We start from the raw sequence: 17,008 nt of genomic DNA on the forward strand, positions 1-17,008 counted from the left end.
TGGAGTGCCATAGGCACCCGCAGGTACTATAGATCAAAGGTGAAAAGCGCACCAGCGAGCTGAAAAAACTCATGCCCGACATCACGCAAAAAATGCTGACTCAGCAGCTGCGCGAACTGGAGACGGACGGCGTGGTCAGCCGCACCGTTTATGAGCAAGTGCCGCCGAAAGTCATCTATTCGCTCACCGAGTACGGCTGGTCACTCCGCCCGATTCTCGACGCGATGTGCGCGTGGGGCGAGAAACATATCGTGCAGGCCGGGCTTTCCTGCGACGCGTAAGTTCCCTTACTGCAAGAAGCGGGTCCGACAGGGTACGCTACAAGGAAAAGGAGGCGTTTGCGCCATGGTATTTGACATCAAAATTTTCTCCGACTACATCTGACCGTTTTGCTATGTCGGCAAGGGTCTTGTCGATCGTTTAAAAGAAGAGTTTGAGATTCGCGACGAGTGGGTCTACATCGAGATCCACCCTGACACGCCGCAAGCCGGGGTGCCTTTGACAGAAAAGTTCCCTGGGATGAGTCCCGAGCAGCTGTTTGCCGGTGTGCGCCGGGCAGGTGCCTTGTATGGGATTGAGTTTGGGAATGTGGAAAAGCTGGCCAATTCGCGCCAGGCGATTGAAGCGAGCGAATATGCGCGGGACCACGGGAAATTCGGGGAGTATCACGACCTCGTGCTGCATGCGTATTTCACCGAGAGTCGGGACATTGGAGATGTGAGCGTGCTGCTGGAACTGGCGCGCCAGGCGGGGCTGGATGCGGAAGAGCTGCAGCGGGCGCTGGACGATGGCCGTTATGCGGCGCGTTTGGAAGCGGCGCAGGAGCAGGCGTATCAGTACGGGGTATCCGGGACGCCGACGTTTATTGTGAACAACAAGTACCGGGTCGTTGGAGCCCAGCCTTTGGAGGCGTTCCGCAGTGCGCTGAAGCGCATCGAGGAGGAAGAAGCTGAGTGAGTGAGCAGCAACAGGCGGTAGAGCACAACCCGCCGCTGTGGACCAAAGACTTTTTTGCCACAGCGGTATCGAACTTGTTTTTATTTTTAGGCTTTCAGATGTTGATCCCGACCTTGCCCGTCTATGTCAGCGGCATGGGCGGCGATGATACGCAGGTCGGCTTGGTGATCGGGATGTTCACGATCTCCGCCCTGCTGATCCGCCCGTTCGCCGGGCGGTGGCTGGACACGGTCGGCCGGCGCAAGATCTTGCTCACGGGGCTGTTGATCTACATTTTATCGGTCATCGGGTACTACTTCACCGCTGCGGTCGTGCTGGTGCTGCTGTTGCGAGTCGTGCACGGCTTTGGCTGGGGCATGACGACCACTTCCTACGGCACGATCGTCGCCGACATCATCCCGCCGAAGCGGCGCGGAGAAGGCATGGGCTACTACGGGCTGTCGGCCAACTTGGCGATGGCGCTGGCTCCGTTGCTTGGGATCTGGCTGATGGAGGAGTACGGATTCGGCTGGGTGTTTGGGATCTCGACGGGGCTGGCCGTGTTGGCGCTGCTGTTGACGCAGTTGATCACGATCGCGCCGCCGGTGAAGCGGGACACGGCAGCGGGTGCTCCGGCGCAGAAAGAAGGGCTGTTTGAGAAGGAAGCCTTTTTCCCGTCGTTTCTGGTCTTGTTTCTGGCGATTTCCTACGGGGGGATCGTCAGCTTCATCACCTTGTTCGCACAGGAAGCGGGCATTGCCAACGTCGGTTGGTTCTTCCTCGCCAATGCGGTGATGCTGATGCTGGTGCGTCCGTTTTCCGGCAAGCTGTTTGACCGCAAAGGGCACCAGTGGGTGCTGTTGCCGGGCGCTGTGTTTACGGCGGCGGGGCTGCTTTTGCTCTCCTACACCGACAGCCTGCCGATGCTGATCCTGTCGGCCGTCTGCTATGGCATCGGTTTTGGCGCGATCCAGCCATCGCTCCAAGCCTGGACGATCAACCGCGTCCCGCCCCACCGCCGGGGTGCGGCCAACGGCACCTACTTCTCCGCCTTCGACCTCGGCATCGGCGCAGGAGCCATCCTGCTCGGCGCGGTGGCGAAACTGACCTCCTATGCGATCATGTACCGCCTCTCCGTGCTGCTGGTCGTCGGGTATCTGGTGGCGTATGTGGTGTATCTGGTGAGGGGAGTGCAAAGATAAAAAAGACCTTGTGCGTAAAATTATGCACAAGGTCTTTTCTTTGATATTCAAACCGTGGACAATGTCCGTTTCTTTTCTTCCAAGTATTGTAGTTGCCTTTTGAATACTTCTTCTCTTGGGACATACTTCAATGTTCCTTTCTTTAGCAGGGCATCAACCTTTTTCACTTTTTTAGTAATTTCCCTCTGTCTCTTTTCATTCTTAATTTCAACTTCAATTCCTTCCACCTCAAACGGATCACCGATAAAATCCTTGTGAACGAAGAACATGTTTTGAATAAGGAGGTAATTATCGTACTTGCTAATTTCCGGTACATGATGCACAAGGTCCTTCTTGGTTCGGGACAACTCTCTGTATTTTCCATTTTTGTCATCATCTTTTGAGATTGGAATACAGCAGTATGAATCCGGGAACTTTTCATCATTCAGTACTAGTAAGAGAGTCGGGCGACCATTCTTGACTGGTATGTTGTACACGCTCCAGTCACATACTTGATAGAATTCTTTTGACAATTTGTACACCTTAAACTTAGTAGCCATTTCGAACAACTTCCTTCCGAATTTTATTTTTCCTACAAACAAAAAAAGAGAAGTAGGTAAGTATCACCTACTTCTCTTTCAGTATACCGCTTTTTTCATGCAAGCACTACAAAAAAATTTGCAAAAGTCATGCAAATTTACCTATCCGTTTTGTTTGAGTTGCATACGGACCAGCAACAAATTTACGCATCCGTTTTGTTTGAGTTGCATACGGACCAGCAACAAATTTACGCATCCGTTTTGTTTGAGTTGCATACGGACCAGCAACAACTTGACACAATAATATCACGTCAGGGCAACTTTCACAAGCACAAGTATTTGGAAACAGCTTCCCTAGTGATGCATCTTGTTCTAAGATAACATGATTACGCTTTAAGTATACACCATTCGAGATCATTATATGCACTCAATATCAAAAGGTGAAACGAACGTTAGGTTTTATACCTCCACTTCATACACATCCACAGTCGGAGACAGGCCAAGTTCGCGGCGCGTTTCGAGGCAGACCTGGATCGCCTCCCTGATGTTGGCCAAAGCGTCTTCGAGCGTTCTCCCTTCTGTGACACAGCCGGGAATCGATGGGCATTCCACGACGTACATCCCTTCTTCATCTTGCGTGACGATCACCTGATATTTGGCCATGAGCGGTTCACCGTCCGTAACATAGAGTCTTGTGTTACGTTTATGATGCACATGTTGCACAGATTCCCAGACATTCAGGTTCATGTTGACCGCACCTTTCGTATCGCTATTTAGTTTTGTATGATCTTTTCGCCAACTGCTACACTTTCCCTGCCGCTATAACCATAATGTTTTGCACTTGGAGCCGCTGCCGAATCGCCTCTGCAAACGTCAGCGCGTGGGGGCCGTCGCCGTGGATGCAGACGGTGTCTGCAAGGACTGTGCCATCGCGCACCAGGCGGATGACTTGGGCGGCGGCGAGGGCCGGGTCGTGGATCAGGGCGCCTGGCTCTGTGCGTGGGGTGAGGGTGCCGTCCGGTTGGTAGGTGCGGTCGGCGAAGACTTCGTGGGCGGTGCGCAGGCCGGTTTGCTCGCCTGCCTTGACGAGCTGGCTGCCGGAGAGTCCATACAGGATCAGCTCCGGGTCCACCGCGTATACCGCTTCGGCGATCGCGCGGGAGAGCTCCGCATCTTTTGCCGCCATGTTGTATAAGGCCCCGTGCGGCTTCACATGCTGCATCTTGCCGCCGGATGCTTTGACAAAAGCGTTCAAGGCACCGATCTGATAAAGGGTCATGTCATATGCTTCCTGTGGCGAGACGGCCATGTTCCGCCGCCCAAAGCCGACGAGATCGGGCAGGCCGGGGTGCGCGCCGATGGCGACTCCTTGGGCCAGCGCCATCTCCACCGTCCGGCGCATCACCGACGGATCGCCCGCATGGAACCCGCAGGCGATGTTCGCCGACGTCACATACGCCAAAATCTCCTCATCCCGCCCCAGCTCATACACGCCAAAACTCTCGCCCATGTCACAGTTCAGATCCACTCGCAGCATCTCTCTGCCCCTCCTTTTTTATCTCCGAAGCGCCAGCCCAACCCGCAGTTGCGCCAAGTCCCGCTCCCTTTGCAAAAGCGCCGCTTGCGCCACCTGCAGCGACACTTCCTGAAAGCGCACCTTTGCGCCCGGCCTGACTCCTGCCAGCACAGGCAAATCCACCATGATCACCTGCGCGATCCTCGGATAGCCGCCCGTCGTCTGGCGGTCGGCCATCAGCACGATCGGATTTCCCTCCACCGGCACTTGCACCGTGCCCATCGTCACCGCTTCCGAGATCATCTCGCGCGGCGCAGACAACTTCAGCGTCTCCCCCTGCAAGCGATACCCCATGCGGTCCGACTGCGGCGAGACGGCAAACTCCGCCTGAAACAGCCGCTCGCGGCTCGACTCCGCAAACCAGTCAAACTCCCGCCCCCGCGTCACGCGCACCACCGGGTGCTCCGCATAGGCCGGCAACAACCCCGCCGCCGGAAAAATCGGCTCCGCTGCCCAAGCCGCATCGCCTGCACAAGCCGAACTGCCTGCCCCACCTGCACCGTCTTCCCCAGTCGCACTTCCTGCCTGCGCCCGCAGCCTTGCCATCCGCACCTTCTGCTGCGTACTCATCTCGCCCACCGGCAACACATCCCCTTCCCGCAGCGCCCGACCCTCCAGACCGCCCAGACCTCCCCGCAAAAAGGTGCTCCGGCTGCCCATCACCTCCGGCACCGCCAAGCCGCCTGCGACCGCCAGATAGGCTCGGCACCCAACGACCGCCCGTTTCAGTTCCAACACGCTCCCCTCCTGCACCCACACCGGCTGCCACGACGGCACTTCCACCCCGTCGACCACAGGCGCAAAATCGCCTCCGCAAATAGCGACCAGCCCTTCCTGCCGAAACAGCAGCTTGGGCCCGGTCAGCGTCACTTCCAGCCCGGCTGCCCGCTCCGCATTCCCGACCAGCAGGTTTGCCACGCGCAAAGCAAACGCGTCCATCGCGCCGCTGACGACCACGCCCTGCTGCTGATACCCGTACCGCCCCAGATCCTGCACCGTCGTCAAAAGCCCGGCCTTCTGCACCTCCAAACTCACCGTCCGTCCACCTCCCACGCCGCAAACTCCTCGTGCGAAACCGCCCGAAAGCGCACCACATCTCCGGCCTGCAGCACGCTTGGCACCTCCCGTTCTGGCCGAAACAGCGGCATCGGCGTCCGCCCGATCAACTGCCAGCCGCCCGGCGTTTCCAGCGGATAGACCCCGGTCTGTTTCCCCGCGATGCCCACACTCCCGGCTGGAATCGCCAGCCTTGGCGTCGCACGGCGCGGTGCCGCGACCTTCTCCGACAGCCCGCCCAAATAAGGAAACCCCGGCGCAAACCCGATCATATACACCAGATACTCACCACTGGTGTGGATCGCGACCACTTCTTTCTCCGTCAGCCCATTATGCGCCGCCACAAACCCCAAGTCCGGCCCCATCTCCCCGCCATAACAGACCGGAATCTCGACCACCTTTGGTGCAAAAGCCACGTCAGCAGGCAGCGACCCCAGCACGTCTTCAATCAACACGCAGACCTGATCATAACCCCCGTTCAAAACAACCGGATTATAATACACCGTCACCGAAGCAAACGCCGGCACGACCTCCACCAGCCACGAAAACGCCCTCGCCTCCAAGCTCCGCGTCAGCACCTGCACCCGCTGATGCGTCGCGCTGTCGATCCCGTCGCCCAGCTTCACTACCACCGCCGCGTCTCCCAGCGGGAACAGCTCATACCTGAAACCCATCCCCACACTGCACCCCCTCCCGTCAACTCAACATCATCCAACCTGCAACCTGCAACCTGCAACCTGCAACCTGCTCCAACCCGCATCCATCCGCACCTATTTCCAAAAATCTTACCACCGAACCGACCGACCTGCATAGCCAGTCCCGAACTCTGTTACAATGAAAAGAACTCACCTCTGAAAGGAGCCGATCCCTATCATCATCAAAGAATTCCGCGAGTTCGCAACCAAAGGCAACATCTTCGACTTGGCCATCGGTGTCGTGATCGGGGCCGCATTTGGCAAAATCGTCACTTCGTTCACCAACGACATCCTGATGCCGCCGATTGGGCTTTTGCTGGGCCAGGTTGATTTTTCCAACCTGTACATCAATCTGTCGTCCACCTCCTACGCCTCGCTCGCCGAAGCGCAAAAAGCGGGAGCGCCGACGATCAACTACGGGCTGTTCATCAACAACGTCCTGGACTTCCTGATCATCGCCTTTACCATCTTCCTCGTCATCCGTCAGCTCAACAAGCTCAAGCGCAAAAAAGACACCCCTGCAGTTGCGGCCGCCGACCCAACGACCAAAGACTGCCCCTACTGCCTCGAAACCATCCCGCTCAAAGCCACCCGCTGCGGCCACTGCACCTCCCTCCTCGAAGACCCCCCTGCTTCTACTCACCCTTGAGACCCAACAAAAAAAGCGGAGCCACCGGCTCCGCACACTCCTTAATAAGAAATCAAAGCCGCCATCAAAATCCCCGAAGCAATGCTCAGCCGCGACGTAAAAATCCCCACTGACACATTGCCCTTTGGAATCTCCGAAACGACCTTAAACGGCGTCACCAACTCAAACAGGTAAAACACCGCCACTTGGAACACCGTCCCCAGCACGCCCCAGATCACCAAGTCGACCAGATTGACCGAATGATACACCGCCGATGCCAGCACGATCGCCAGACCGATCACCTTGCCGCCCAGATCATGCGCCGCCGCCTTCGCCGCGTTCACCTTCCTCGGGTCATTCACATCTGCGCCTTCCGCCACCAAACCGTATTCCTTATAAGGCGTCGTGATCATAAACACGAACAATCCAAAGCCCAGAATCGGCAGCGCCACCCCTAAATAGATCAAAAAGTTCAAAATGCCTTCCCACTGCGACATCAAAAAAGCCTCCTCTCAACAGTCAACTATTCTTTAATACCTACGGGCAAAAAGTACGACAAATTCCCCGTGATCTTCCCGCCAATTCTCGCATTGATCGCCGAAGCCTTACCGCCGATCCAAAACGATCCCCAGAGCAGATGCCCCCGATACAGACCTTTCAGCGTCTGCACCTCGACCGTCTCCATCTCGACCAGCTCCTGATAGATCATCGGCTGCTCCCAATAAAACTCCTCAACGTCCTGCTCAATCGGCTGCCCGTCAGCAGCAAACAGCGACACCGCCCCGCCTTCGCGTCCAAAAATCGGTTTGGCAACAAACGCCTTCTCACCCAAAAACCGATTCTCCAAATACGTCGGCAGCATATACCGCGCAATCACAGCGTGCTCATCCTCCGTAAAAAACTGCCCCTGCTCATGCAAATTCCAGATCAGCGCCTGCAGCGCCTTCGTCTGCGCCACAAACCCGGACGGCGGATTGATAATCGCCAAGCGCCCCTCTGCGATCAACCGCAAAACATGCTCCCCCGTCGGGTAGCCGTCCTCATCGCGGTCTTCCACCAGCTTCTCCAGCGCATGCAGCCGGTACAAAACGTCAACCGGTACCATCTCCTCGCCTTCCAGCGCATACAACAGATCATCCTGCACGCGCAGATCGGCCAAAGCGACAAATTTCCCGGGCAATCCTGATGCATCCAACAGATACTTCGTTGTCCCGGCATCTTCCTCATGCCAGTCCAGCGCCGAAAACCAGATTCGCTCCACCGGCCGCCCTTCCCGCGCATACGCCGCCGTGATCTCGCCAAACGCTTTGGCAAACTGCCCGGCCATGCCTTCGTTCGGATTCTGCACCCCGTAGTGCGCGCAGACCCGCCCGTTCACATGGAACGCTTCCACAATCCCCGTCGGCGTGTCCGCGTTCAGTTCCAGCATCTTCAAGCCGTCTTTCGTCGGCGCAAAGTCAAACCGCCCAACCACCGTCGCGTGCGGCACCGGCATGCTGACCCGCACGGCGGCCAACGCTTCCGGCGGAATGCCCAGCTCCAGCAGCAGCTGATCCTCGCCCTGCTGAATCACCCCAACCATCTTCGTAAAAATCGCCCCGAGCCGCTCCGTCGCCTCTGCCATCTCCTGCCGCTGTTCGGCGGTGATCAGATGCAGACCGGCTAGCGCATACTCTTCTCCGTACATCCAGTCCCACGTAAAAATGCCTTCCGCTTGCAAAGACTGATAGATCTGCTCCCGACGCATTTCGTAGTTCATGCCAGGCTCCGCTTACGACGAGCTCGACTTCGAAGACGACCCGATGCCGCCTTTCGACCCGGAGGAGACCCCGGTATTCGAACCAGATGTCGACTTGCCCGGGGACACGACCGACCCCGTCCCGGAGCTCGACTTCGGCGGGGTCACCGTGCTGCCCGAACCGTTCTTCCCGGTACCGGAGCTGCTGCCCGAATTGGCCCGTTTCGCCGAGCGATACACCTTGCCGTCATTGCCCGGATAATACCCTTTTTTGTAATACTGCTTGTGGCTGCCAATGTAAATAAACCCGTACGAGTGGTCCACCACATTGTCGCTGTCATCGCAGTAGCCGTTGTCATCGTCGTCGTAGCAGATGCCTTCCTGCTGCTGCACGACCGTATCATCGTCACCGCACCCGACAAGCGCCGTGCCCGCGACCAATACCGTCGCTGCAAACAAACTGACCAGCTTGGTCGTTTTCTCCATTATCGCTCCCCCTTCCACTCCGTCGGTGTTCCATAAAACACATACACTTGGCGGTCCTCATCCACTTCGGTCGAGGAGCGCTCCCATTCGCGCCCGCCCAGGTACAGATAATTCGCCTGCAAATGCAGCAGCACATCGTCTTCCGATTTGAACTCATACGTATGAACCAATGGATAAATAACAGTACCATCCTTATATTCTCGAAGCTCCAGACGAATGCCTGCCTGTTGCGCCAGCGGGTGCAGCGTCGAATCGATCACCTGCTCATCATCCGCCGCTTCCACATAGATCACATGCACATCCGCTTCGATCGCTGTCGATGTCTTGTTGTAAATCGTGCGTTCCTTCACAAAATAATCGCAGGCAAAGCGCATCAAGATCTCCCGCTTCTCCACCGCATCATACGCATAAAGCACGGGAAACTCCTGCCGTTCATCAAGCAGCCGATACTCCAGTTTCGCCATCCTTGTTCCCCTCCTCCTGTCTATCTTTCATATACGTACCATCCCCCAAAAGGATGCAAGGAAAAACACGAACATTCAGGGAGCCAATATCTCCTTTTGTTCACTTTCCTCTTGTCAACGCTTGCACACCTGTGTTAAATTGTAAGAGGAAAGAGCACGCAAGACAATAACAAGTACCACCACCTCGTATAATCGTGGGAATCGGCCCACAAGTCTCTACCGGATGACCGGAATCATCCGACTACGAGTGAAAACGCTTCCCCAACTCAGGCTAATTGGCGAACAATAGCCCGGAGGGACAGGTTTCACTTGTGATCACAAGCGGACCTGAACTTTCCGGGCTTTCTTGAAGTTTTACACACCTTTGCTTGTTACTGAGGCCATGCGTCTCATTAACAATATAGATGCATCCCTCCCCAATGTTGGGCCCTTCCTTTGCGAGAGAGGAAGGGCCACTTTTATTTTCTCGCTATGCCCGCATCGCGTTGGTGCTGCTTGTCCCGTTAAACGTGGACGCACCATCCCCCGTCACACCGCCGCCCGAGCCGGACATCGACGTTTCGGTCGAACACGAATTGATGCTCCCGACGTTGCCAAAAATCACATTCCCGCCGGAAATCGTTTCAATCTTGATCGCCATCTTCTATCACCTTCCTTTCTATCAGCATATGAAAAAGCGCTAGACACAGACACGGCTTGTACCGTGATACAATAGCAGTAATCTTGCAAAGACTAGAGGTGAAGCGGATGCAAACACTCAAAGCCTGGTGGCAAGGAATCTACGCCTGGCTGGTCGACCGCCCCTATGCGGCCGGCACGCTGATCCACGGACGCTACCGGATCGAACAGGTGCTGGGCATGGGCAGCTACGGCATCACCTACCTCTGCCTCGATGCGGCGGCCAACACGCGCTGCGTGCTCAAACAAGTGCGCCCAAGCAAGCTTGGCAGCAACAAAGGGCAGCCGGTGTACGAGTATGAGATCGCCGTGCTGGAACAGCTCGACCACCCGCAGATTCCCAAGCTGCTCGACCGCTTCACATACGATCGGCAGCTTTTTTTCGCGATGGAACTTGTGACCGGACCGAACCTGGAAGACCTGATTTTTGAAGAAGGGCGCACGATGTCGGAGCCAGAGGCGCTGCTTGTGATCCTGGAGCTGCTCGACATCGTCGAGTATCTGCACAGCCGCGAGCTGGTGCACCGCGACATCCGCATCCCGAATGTCATTTTGCAAAACGGCAGCCTGCACCTGATCGACTTCGGCCTCGCCCGCTATCTTGGCGATCCGGCGACCTATATCGAAGACAATCTCGATGCCTACGTCTGGGAAAAACAAATCAAGCGCGAAGTTGCATTCAAAAGCGACTATTGGGGCCTCGGACACTTTTTGCTGTTCCTCCTCTACACGACCTTTTCCGCGCCTGAGGTCGAAGATGACACGCGGACATGGGAAGAGGAGCTCGACCTGCACCCGGCGACGCAACGGCTGATCCGGCGCCTGATTCAAATCGATCCACCCTATGAAAATGCGGAAGAGCTGCGCCGGGATCTCGAAGCTGCTTTTTCCCTGTCATCTAAAGTTCACAATTCAGATAGCAAACTGCGCTATAATAAAACTATCTGAATTTTAGGAGGTGGAGTCCCGTTAGCGGGACGATTCGTTGGACAGTACAGTCTTAAGCACGACCCTTAATCTGTTTCTTGTTGTGTTTCTCGTGTTTCTAAATGGATTCTTTGTGGCTGCTGAGTTTGCCATGGTGAAGATCCGGGAGAGCCGGATTCAGCAGTTGGTGATGGAAGGCAACAAACGCGCGCTGGTGGCGCAAAAGCTGGTCTCCAACCTGGACGCCTACCTGTCCGCCTGCCAGCTCGGGATCACGCTGGCCTCGCTGGGTCTCGGCTGGATCGGGGAACCGGCGATCGCGCATCTGATCGAAGGGCCGTTGTCGACAGTCGGCGTGCCGGCGATCGCCATTCACACGGTCGCGTTTATCATCGCCTTTGCGATCATCACCTTCCTGCACATCGTGCTCGGGGAGCTGGCACCGAAGTCCATTGCGATTCAGAAATCGGAAGGAACGGTTTTAAATATTGCGGCGCCTTTGATCTGGTTCCACAAGCTGATGTACCCGTTCATCTGGGTGCTGAACGGGACGGCCAACTGGCTGCTCCAGCTGATCGGCCAGCAGCCGGCATCCGAAGCGGAAGCGGCGCATACGGAAGACGAGATCCGCATCCTCGTCTCACAGAGCCACCGCAGCGGCCTGATCGACCAGACGGAGAAAGTCCTGTTTGAAAATGTATTTGATTTCGCCTCCCGCATCGCCCGCGACATCATGGTGCCGCGCATCGACATCGTGGCGATCAGCGTGGACGATACGCTCGATGAGATTTTGACCAAAGTCGAAGAGGAGCAGCTCACCCGCTATCCGGTCATCGACGGGGACAAAGACAATATCATCGGGTTCCTCAACCTCAAAGACCTGTTCATCCGCTACAAGCGCGCCGACAAGTTCGAACTGCACCGCATCTTGCGCAAAGTCACGTTTATCTCCGAATCGACGGAGATCTCCAGCGTCCTGAAGCAGATGCAGAAGAACCGCACACAGCTCGCCATCGTCGTTGACGAGTATGGCGGCACGGCCGGGATGATCACGATGGAAGACATCATCGAAGAGCTGGTCGGCGAGATTCAAGACGAGTACGACAACGAGCATCCGCCGGTGGTCTATCTGCCGGAGCAGGGTTACTCGGTCGAAGGCCGGCTGATTCTCGAAGAGATCCAAGACTTGCTCGGCACAAAGATCGAGCATGAAGAAGTCGATACGCTCAGCGGTCTGATCTACACCCTGCTTGGCAAAGAGCCGAAAGTTGGGGACACCGTGCAGTACGAAGGCTTCGAGTTCAAAATTGAAAAAATGGAGGCTCACCGCATTGTGCGTGTGAAAATCTGCCCAATTCAGGAAGCGACCTCATAAGAGGTCGCTTTTTTGTTCATTCTATAGACAACAACCTATATGTTCTGGAGGCTTACACATGTCTGACATCATGGAAGCTGTTACGAATGTGCTGAAGTCGCTGATCGACGACGAGCCCAAGCCGCCCTTGCATGTGCTGGAAGTCGGCAATTGCTGGGCCTACCTGGCCTACCTCGGCGATGCGGTGACCGTTTCTCAGCAGGCGTTGAATATGACGACCGATGAAGACCTTAGCGGTGCGATACATGAAGAACTGAAACTGATCGAGATGCAAAAGAGCAAACTGCAGGCCTTTATGATCGATGAAGGCATCCCGCTGCCCCCGATGACCGAACAAGTGCCGAAATGCCGACAGGATGAAATCCCCCTCGGCGTCAAACAGACCGACTATGAGATCGCCAACGCCTTGTCGCTGAAGATCTCCCTCTCGATCGTCGCCTGCGCCAAAGCGATCTCCGAAGCGGTGCGCGTCGACTATGGCATCATGTTCACCCAGTTCCTCGGCCAAAAGATCGTCTACGGCACCAACCTCCGCACGATGATGAAAAAGCGCGGCTGGCTGAAGATCCCGCCTTACTACGTGCCGCCGGGTCGCCCCCAGAACTAAGCATGTGTATCGGGTCGGAAAATAAAAACAAGGGGCCGTTGCGGCACCTTGTTTTTATTTTCTGAGGGATGGGCAATCTAACAGTACAAATGCTCATTCACTAGGAGACGGTATGCACTACTTAGAATGGTCGATCTTAGCTGCTTCTTGGATTGTTGCGATTGGTTTGCTGGTGCGCTTTCTTCCCAAATCCAAACTTCCCGATGCTTGTGTGATCTTTTTAGTCTGTCAAGCTGTGACCTGGGTGGGGGGGCTGATTGCCGGGGAGATGGAGTTGGTTCAATATCCGGTTCGGATCATGAAATCGAATCGAACCAGCGCGGAGTTCGAGTACCTGTTTCTGCCGGTATTCTGTATCGTATTTACCTTGTATTATCCCGCACAGAAAAGCAAAATAGCACAATGGCTGTATTATGTCCTGTATACCTCAGCGATTACCGTCGTTGAGGTGATCTTGGAGCGGTATACCCTGTTGATCAAGTACACAGGTTGGAAGTGGTATTGGACGTTTTTGACGGTGATGGCTACGTTTTATCTGACACGCAAGTATTATCAGTGGTTTGGCAAGAAACCAAACCAGGCGAAATGATAGGTGGCAGCAAACATGGCGCTTGAATGGAAAGTTCTGTTTTGGACATCGGTCGCAATGATTCTCTTGGCGTGGTGGTTGGTGCCTCGCGACAAGATCAGGGATTTTCAAATCCTCTTTTTGTTCGCGCAGGCTTATACCTGGCTGGCACTTTTGATCTTGGTTGAAATCAAATGGATACGCTTTCCGGTGCGTGAGTTTCCTCATGCTTCCGAAACCGGATTTACGATGCATTTTCTCATCTACCCGGTGATGGGGGCCTTGCTCGTTCTTTTTTACCCGGAGAAGAGATCGCGGATGCTGAAAGGCGCCTATTATCTGCTCGGGACAGGCGTGGTGGTGTTGGTCTCCTTCCTGATCCAACGGTATACGAACTATATGGAGTGGATGCAGAGCCGGGTGATTCACTTCGCAGTCTGCTTGCTGTATGTGGTCGGCACGCATGGATTCTACCGTTGGTTTCGCAATGCCTATTGGTCGAAAACGCCAAAAAAAGAGGGAGCCTAGGCTTCCTCTTTTTTCGTGTGCGATGGCAGCGCTCTTAGGAGCTGAAGAAGCCGATCGAGGTGAACTTCTTCTTGTAGTGCTTGTGGCCGTAGCCGCCGTGCTTCTTGTAGTCGGAAGAGCTGTACTTTTTGTAGCCGAACTTGCGCTTGTAATCGGAAGAGCTGTAGTGGCGGTGCTTGCTGGAACCCAGCAAGGAACGGATGATCGCTTTAAACAGACCCATGTCAGGTAGTCCCCTCTCTGATTGTGCGTGCTGGTGTGCGTTCGCTTAGCGTCTCTTCTTCTTTTTCTTGGAGCTGGAGTCGGAGTTGTCGATGATGATGTCATCTTCATCTGCCACCGTCAGCGTGTGGGTGTTGTCAGCTTTGATCACCAGCTGCATCACCGACTGACCCGGCTTCTCCACAATGGTCAGCTGTTTGACGTCGTATTCGCCGTAGCCTTTGACGTTCAACTCGTAGTCATTGTCTTTTACTTCATGCACCGCCTGGGTGACTTCATACGTGCCCGGCTTGAGCTTTTTACCGCCCATGCAGGATGCCAGCGCGATGACAATAATCAGTACAATCAACACGAGGATGATTGTGCTTTTTTTGATTTTCATTTGGTTCGCTCCCGCCTGTTCTTGTTACTAGTTTATAGGTTTCACGTGCATGATAGCACATGTTGCTACCAGAGTTCATAAAAATTTGCGATAATGGGGAATCAGCATTTTAGAGACTTCTCACAGAAAAGGGTGATCATGATGTTCGCTGCTTTGCGGGCTTACCCGCGCATCATCTGGCTGATGTCGCTTGGCGTGGTCGTGTCGGCAGTCGGGGAATCGTTTTTCTGGCCGCTGACGACGACGTATGTACACCAGGCGCTCGGACAGACGCTGGCGATGGCAGGCGTTGTGCTCCTGCTCCAATTTTCGGCCTGCCTGATCGGGAACCTCGCCGGCGGCATGCTGTTCGACCGCTGGAGCGGGCGCAAGACGATGATCCTCGCCGTGCTCACGTCGATCGTGCTCCTGATCCTGATGGGCTCGACGACCAACTTTTACCTCTACATGGCGCTGCAGACCCTGCTTGGCTTTTGCAACGGCATCTACTGGCCGATCCAGCGCGCCGTCGCTTTGGCGGTGTGGCCGGAGGGCGGCCGCCGTGCCGTCAACATTATATACGTGGCAAACAACCTCGGGGTTGCAGTCGGCGCGGCATCGGGCGGACTTTTAGCATCGCTTTCCTTCTCCTACGCCTTCTGGGGCAACGCGCTGACTTATGTGTTCTTCTTGATCTTGTTCATGTCGGTCGTCAAAGATCATCACATGAAGCTGGCGCAGCAGCCGCGCAAGGACGATCCGTCCGCATCCGAGTCAAACGAGACCGCGAAGCTGGGTCCCGAGCGGGTGCCGGCGCAGGTCTGGGTGACGCTGGGCATGCTTGTCCTTGGCCTCACCATCCTGGTCGTCGCCTATATTCAGTGGCAGACAACTATTCCTACGTACATCCAGCTCTTAGGTTTCTCCATGCCGGCATATTCTTTCCTCTGGACGGTCAACGGATTTGTGATCGTGGCGATGCAGCCGGTGCTGGCGTGGGCGATCAAGCGTTTCAACTTGAGCCTGTACGCGCAGATCGTCATCGGCGCCTTGTGGTTTGTGCTGGCGATGCTGCTCGTCACCTACTCCGTCTCCTACGCTGCGCTGGTCGTCGGCATGATGATCCTGACCATCGGCGAAATGCTGGTCTGGCCAGGCGTCCCGTCGTTGGCGAGCGAGCTGGCCGTGCGTGGACGCGAAGGCCTGTTCCAAGGCATTGCGATGAGCGGCCAGTCGATCGGGCGGATGATCGGCCCTCTGCTCGGCGCGTTTCTCTATGAACAGTTGGCGCCAAGCGGCCTGTTGATCTCGATGACTGCGCTGTGCGGCGTTGCGGTGCTCTGCTTTGCCCTGCACAAGAAGACCTTCCGCAAACGATCAAACAACGTCGGCCTCTCCGCCTGATCGGGGAAAAAAAGGGAAGCGATCGATCGCTTCCCTTTTGTTATGAAGGTGAGTGTTCGCTGTGCAGCGCCTGCTCTTTTTCCAGACGGTACTCTTCTTCGCGTTTGCGCAAGATCTCGTTGTCGAGGTCATAGCGGTTCGCCGGATGCTCGCGGCACTCGTCGGAGCAGGAGCGGCGATGGGTGACCTCGCACTCCTCGCAGCAGACGTGCTGCAAGTGGCAGAACGGGTTGGCGCAGTTCACATAGCGGTCTTCCGGCTTGCCGCAGTGGTGGCAATGGGCGATCACTTTGTCTTCTTTTTGGTTGATCGGCACGGCGATGCGTTCGTCAAACACATAGCATTTGCCTTCAAAGAGGTCGCCTTGCACTTCCGGGTCTTTGGAGTATTTGATGATCCCGCCCTCAAGCTGGTTGACGTCTTGGAAGCCTTCCTGCAGCATGAAGCCGGAGAATTTCTCGCAGCGGATGCCGCCGGTGCAGTACATCAGGATCTTCTTGTCCTTGTGCTCCGCCAAGTTCTGGCGCACCCATTCCGGGAACTCCTTGGTCGTCTTCACTTCCGGACGCAATGCGCCTTTGAAATGGCCGATGTCATACTCGTAGTCGTTGCGGCCGTCGATGACGATCACATCATCGCGCTCCAGCGCTTCCTTCCATTCCTTCGGCTTCAGATGGCGGCCGGTCACCTGGCTCGGATCGACGTCGTCTTCGAGACGCCAGGTCACGATCTCCTTGCGGGCCCGCACGAACATCTTGCGGAACACATGGTGCTCCGCCGGGTCGATTTTGAACTCGACGTCGCTAAAGCGCGGATCGCTGGTCAACTGCTTCATGTATGCTTCCGTCTGCGCCACCGTGCCGGACACGGTGCCGTTGAGGCCTTCCTTGGCGATCAGCACGCGGCCGCGCAGACCGTTCTCTTTGCACCAGGCGAGGTGTTCAGCTGCGAACTCCTCCGGATTGTCGATATGGACGTATTTATAAAAGAGCAGGACCCGATAAGGTTGTTTTTCTTGCTGTTCTGTCATCAGCTGTTC

General features: G+C 55.8%; 21 protein-coding genes, 2 pseudogenes and 1 riboswitch. Of the genes and pseudogenes, 10 read left to right on the plus strand and 13 right to left on the minus strand.

The annotated features are described in order from the left end of the window. Window positions 1-32: 32 nt before the first annotated feature. The 3 genes and pseudogenes from CBW65_RS05875 to CBW65_RS05885 all read left to right on the plus strand — a co-directional run. Window positions 33-281, plus strand: a pseudogene (locus tag CBW65_RS05875) (winged helix-turn-helix transcriptional regulator); the annotation flags it as partial. A gap of 115 nt (window positions 282-396) precedes the next feature. Next, window positions 397-957 (plus strand): annotated as a pseudogene (locus CBW65_RS05880) (DsbA family oxidoreductase); the annotation flags it as partial. Then, window positions 954-2,138, plus strand: a complete 1,185-nt coding sequence (locus tag CBW65_RS05885) for an MFS transporter (RefSeq protein WP_232463449.1) — start codon at window positions 954-956, stop codon at window positions 2,136-2,138. The pseudogene CBW65_RS05880 and the gene CBW65_RS05885, both read left to right, overlap by 4 nt. A gap of 47 nt (window positions 2,139-2,185) precedes the next feature. Here the strand turns inward: CBW65_RS05885 and CBW65_RS05890 are convergent, their stop codons facing one another. From CBW65_RS05890 to pxpB, 5 genes are all read right to left on the minus strand, one after another. Further along, window positions 2,186-2,677, minus strand: a complete 492-nt coding sequence (locus tag CBW65_RS05890; RefSeq protein WP_087456054.1) for a hypothetical protein — start codon at window positions 2,675-2,677, stop codon at window positions 2,186-2,188. Window positions 2,678-3,115: 438 nt separating this feature from the next. Beyond that, window positions 3,116-3,319: a type II toxin-antitoxin system HicB family antitoxin gene (locus tag CBW65_RS05900; RefSeq protein WP_087459137.1), complete on the minus strand. Its 204-nt coding sequence runs from the start codon at window positions 3,317-3,319 to the stop codon at window positions 3,116-3,118. A 139-nt stretch (window positions 3,320-3,458) separates the two neighbouring features. Next, window positions 3,459-4,193 (minus strand): LamB/YcsF family protein, encoded by a 735-nt coding sequence (locus tag CBW65_RS05905; RefSeq protein WP_087456056.1) that lies wholly within the window; start codon window positions 4,191-4,193, stop codon window positions 3,459-3,461. An 18-nt stretch (window positions 4,194-4,211) separates the two neighbouring features. Then, window positions 4,212-5,267, minus strand: coding sequence for a 5-oxoprolinase subunit C family protein (locus tag CBW65_RS05910; RefSeq protein WP_087456057.1), 1,056 nt, complete (start codon window positions 5,265-5,267; stop codon window positions 4,212-4,214). Beyond that, entirely contained in the window at window positions 5,264-5,962 is a 699-nt protein-coding gene (gene pxpB, locus CBW65_RS05915; RefSeq protein WP_087456058.1) for a 5-oxoprolinase subunit PxpB, read from the minus strand. Before pxpB ends, CBW65_RS05910 begins: the two co-directional genes overlap by 4 nt. A 199-nt stretch (window positions 5,963-6,161) precedes the next feature. On the opposite strand from pxpB, the gene mscL reads away from it, so the two are divergent. Then, window positions 6,162-6,632: a large-conductance mechanosensitive channel protein MscL gene (mscL, locus tag CBW65_RS05920; protein WP_087456059.1), complete on the plus strand. Its 471-nt coding sequence runs from the start codon at window positions 6,162-6,164 to the stop codon at window positions 6,630-6,632. 41 nt (window positions 6,633-6,673) lie between these two features. Here mscL and CBW65_RS05925 read toward each other — a convergent pair whose 3' ends face one another. The 5 genes from CBW65_RS05925 to CBW65_RS05945 form a co-directional block, all read right to left on the minus strand. Then, entirely contained in the window at window positions 6,674-7,108 is a 435-nt protein-coding gene (locus CBW65_RS05925; protein WP_198299762.1) for a DUF350 domain-containing protein, read from the minus strand. A 26-nt stretch (window positions 7,109-7,134) separates the two neighbouring features. Beyond that, on the minus strand, window positions 7,135-8,370 hold the full coding sequence (locus tag CBW65_RS05930) for a glutathionylspermidine synthase family protein (RefSeq protein ID WP_087456061.1): 1,236 nt from the start codon (window positions 8,368-8,370) through the stop codon (window positions 7,135-7,137). Window positions 8,371-8,382: 12 nt separating this feature from the next. Next, the gene (locus tag CBW65_RS05935) at window positions 8,383-8,835 is read right to left on the minus strand and encodes a hypothetical protein (RefSeq protein WP_087456062.1); all 453 of its coding nucleotides are present in this window, start codon (window positions 8,833-8,835) and stop codon (window positions 8,383-8,385) included. Next, window positions 8,835-9,299, minus strand: a complete 465-nt coding sequence (locus CBW65_RS05940) for a hypothetical protein (protein WP_087456063.1) — start codon at window positions 9,297-9,299, stop codon at window positions 8,835-8,837. Before CBW65_RS05940 ends, CBW65_RS05935 begins: the two co-directional genes overlap by 1 nt. 164 nt (window positions 9,300-9,463) lie before the next feature. Further along, a riboswitch (purine riboswitch) is annotated at window positions 9,464-9,563 on the plus strand. A gap of 205 nt (window positions 9,564-9,768) precedes the next feature. Continuing rightward, window positions 9,769-9,939, minus strand: coding sequence for a spore germination protein (locus CBW65_RS05945; protein ID WP_087456064.1), 171 nt, complete (start codon window positions 9,937-9,939; stop codon window positions 9,769-9,771). Window positions 9,940-10,046: 107 nt separating this feature from the next. Between CBW65_RS05945 and CBW65_RS05950 the strand changes: the two genes are divergently transcribed. From CBW65_RS05950 to CBW65_RS05970, 5 genes are all read left to right on the plus strand, one after another. Continuing rightward, window positions 10,047-10,925, plus strand: coding sequence for a serine/threonine protein kinase (locus CBW65_RS05950; protein WP_087456065.1), 879 nt, complete (start codon window positions 10,047-10,049; stop codon window positions 10,923-10,925). A gap of 37 nt (window positions 10,926-10,962) precedes the next feature. Continuing rightward, window positions 10,963-12,279: a hemolysin family protein gene (locus CBW65_RS05955; protein ID WP_232463450.1), complete on the plus strand. Its 1,317-nt coding sequence runs from the start codon at window positions 10,963-10,965 to the stop codon at window positions 12,277-12,279. Window positions 12,280-12,337: 58 nt separating this feature from the next. After that, window positions 12,338-12,886 carry a DUF3231 family protein gene (locus tag CBW65_RS05960; RefSeq protein ID WP_087456066.1) on the plus strand — a complete coding sequence of 183 codons (549 nt, stop codon included), beginning with the start codon at window positions 12,338-12,340 and terminating at the stop codon, window positions 12,884-12,886. Window positions 12,887-12,998: 112 nt separating this feature from the next. Further along, window positions 12,999-13,475, plus strand: a complete 477-nt coding sequence (locus CBW65_RS05965) for a CBO0543 family protein (RefSeq protein ID WP_087456067.1) — start codon at window positions 12,999-13,001, stop codon at window positions 13,473-13,475. Between the two features lie 15 nt (window positions 13,476-13,490). After that, window positions 13,491-13,982: a CBO0543 family protein gene (locus CBW65_RS05970; RefSeq protein WP_087456068.1), complete on the plus strand. Its 492-nt coding sequence runs from the start codon at window positions 13,491-13,493 to the stop codon at window positions 13,980-13,982. Window positions 13,983-14,016: 34 nt separating this feature from the next. Here CBW65_RS05970 and CBW65_RS05975 read toward each other — a convergent pair whose 3' ends face one another. Together CBW65_RS05975 and CBW65_RS05980 are read right to left on the minus strand one after the other, a co-directional pair. Then, entirely contained in the window at window positions 14,017-14,199 is a 183-nt protein-coding gene (locus CBW65_RS05975; RefSeq protein ID WP_157722167.1) for a hypothetical protein, read from the minus strand. Window positions 14,200-14,250: 51 nt separating this feature from the next. Continuing rightward, window positions 14,251-14,586, minus strand: coding sequence for a hypothetical protein (locus CBW65_RS05980; protein WP_087456070.1), 336 nt, complete (start codon window positions 14,584-14,586; stop codon window positions 14,251-14,253). 138 nt (window positions 14,587-14,724) lie between these two features. On the opposite strand from CBW65_RS05980, the gene CBW65_RS05985 reads away from it, so the two are divergent. Continuing rightward, window positions 14,725-15,969: an MDR family MFS transporter gene (locus tag CBW65_RS05985; protein ID WP_157721801.1), complete on the plus strand. Its 1,245-nt coding sequence runs from the start codon at window positions 14,725-14,727 to the stop codon at window positions 15,967-15,969. Window positions 15,970-16,009: 40 nt separating this feature from the next. Here the strand turns inward: CBW65_RS05985 and trhO are convergent, their stop codons facing one another. Beyond that, complete coding sequence (gene trhO / locus CBW65_RS05990) at window positions 16,010-16,999, minus strand: oxygen-dependent tRNA uridine(34) hydroxylase TrhO (RefSeq protein ID WP_087456072.1); 990 nt, start codon at window positions 16,997-16,999, stop codon at window positions 16,010-16,012. Between the last annotated feature and the right edge of the window lie 9 nt (window positions 17,000-17,008).

It is taken from the genome of Tumebacillus avium (genome assembly GCF_002162355.1).
In the GTDB taxonomy this organism is placed as follows: domain Bacteria; phylum Bacillota; class Bacilli; order Tumebacillales; family Tumebacillaceae; genus Tumebacillus_A; species Tumebacillus_A avium.

Coding starts and splice junctions, on each gene's coding strand:
- CBW65_RS05900 (WP_087459137.1), bottom strand. CDS start 3,319: ATGGCCAAATATCAGGTGATCGTCACGCAAGATGAAGAAGGGATGTAC.
- trhO (WP_087456072.1), bottom strand. CDS start 16,999: ATGACAGAACAGCAAGAAAAACAACCTTATCGGGTCCTGCTCTTTTAT.
- CBW65_RS05945 (WP_087456064.1), bottom strand. CDS start 9,939: ATGGCGATCAAGATTGAAACGATTTCCGGCGGGAATGTGATTTTTGGC.
- CBW65_RS05930 (WP_087456061.1), bottom strand. CDS start 8,370: ATGAACTACGAAATGCGTCGGGAGCAGATCTATCAGTCTTTGCAAGCG.
- CBW65_RS05940 (WP_087456063.1), bottom strand. CDS start 9,299: ATGGCGAAACTGGAGTATCGGCTGCTTGATGAACGGCAGGAGTTTCCC.
- CBW65_RS05965 (WP_087456067.1), top strand. CDS start 12,999: ATGCACTACTTAGAATGGTCGATCTTAGCTGCTTCTTGGATTGTTGCG.
- CBW65_RS05960 (WP_087456066.1), top strand. CDS start 12,338: ATGTCTGACATCATGGAAGCTGTTACGAATGTGCTGAAGTCGCTGATC.
- CBW65_RS05925 (WP_198299762.1), bottom strand. CDS start 7,108: ATGTCGCAGTGGGAAGGCATTTTGAACTTTTTGATCTATTTAGGGGTG.
- CBW65_RS05985 (WP_157721801.1), top strand. CDS start 14,725: ATGATGTTCGCTGCTTTGCGGGCTTACCCGCGCATCATCTGGCTGATG.
- CBW65_RS05905 (WP_087456056.1), bottom strand. CDS start 4,193: ATGCTGCGAGTGGATCTGAACTGTGACATGGGCGAGAGTTTTGGCGTG.
- CBW65_RS05890 (WP_087456054.1), bottom strand. CDS start 2,677: ATGGCTACTAAGTTTAAGGTGTACAAATTGTCAAAAGAATTCTATCAA.
- CBW65_RS05970 (WP_087456068.1), top strand. CDS start 13,491: ATGGCGCTTGAATGGAAAGTTCTGTTTTGGACATCGGTCGCAATGATT.
- CBW65_RS05935 (WP_087456062.1), bottom strand. CDS start 8,835: ATGGAGAAAACGACCAAGCTGGTCAGTTTGTTTGCAGCGACGGTATTG.
- pxpB (WP_087456058.1), bottom strand. CDS start 5,962: ATGGGTTTCAGGTATGAGCTGTTCCCGCTGGGAGACGCGGCGGTGGTA.
- CBW65_RS05980 (WP_087456070.1), bottom strand. CDS start 14,586: ATGAAAATCAAAAAAAGCACAATCATCCTCGTGTTGATTGTACTGATT.
- CBW65_RS05950 (WP_087456065.1), top strand. CDS start 10,047: ATGCAAACACTCAAAGCCTGGTGGCAAGGAATCTACGCCTGGCTGGTC.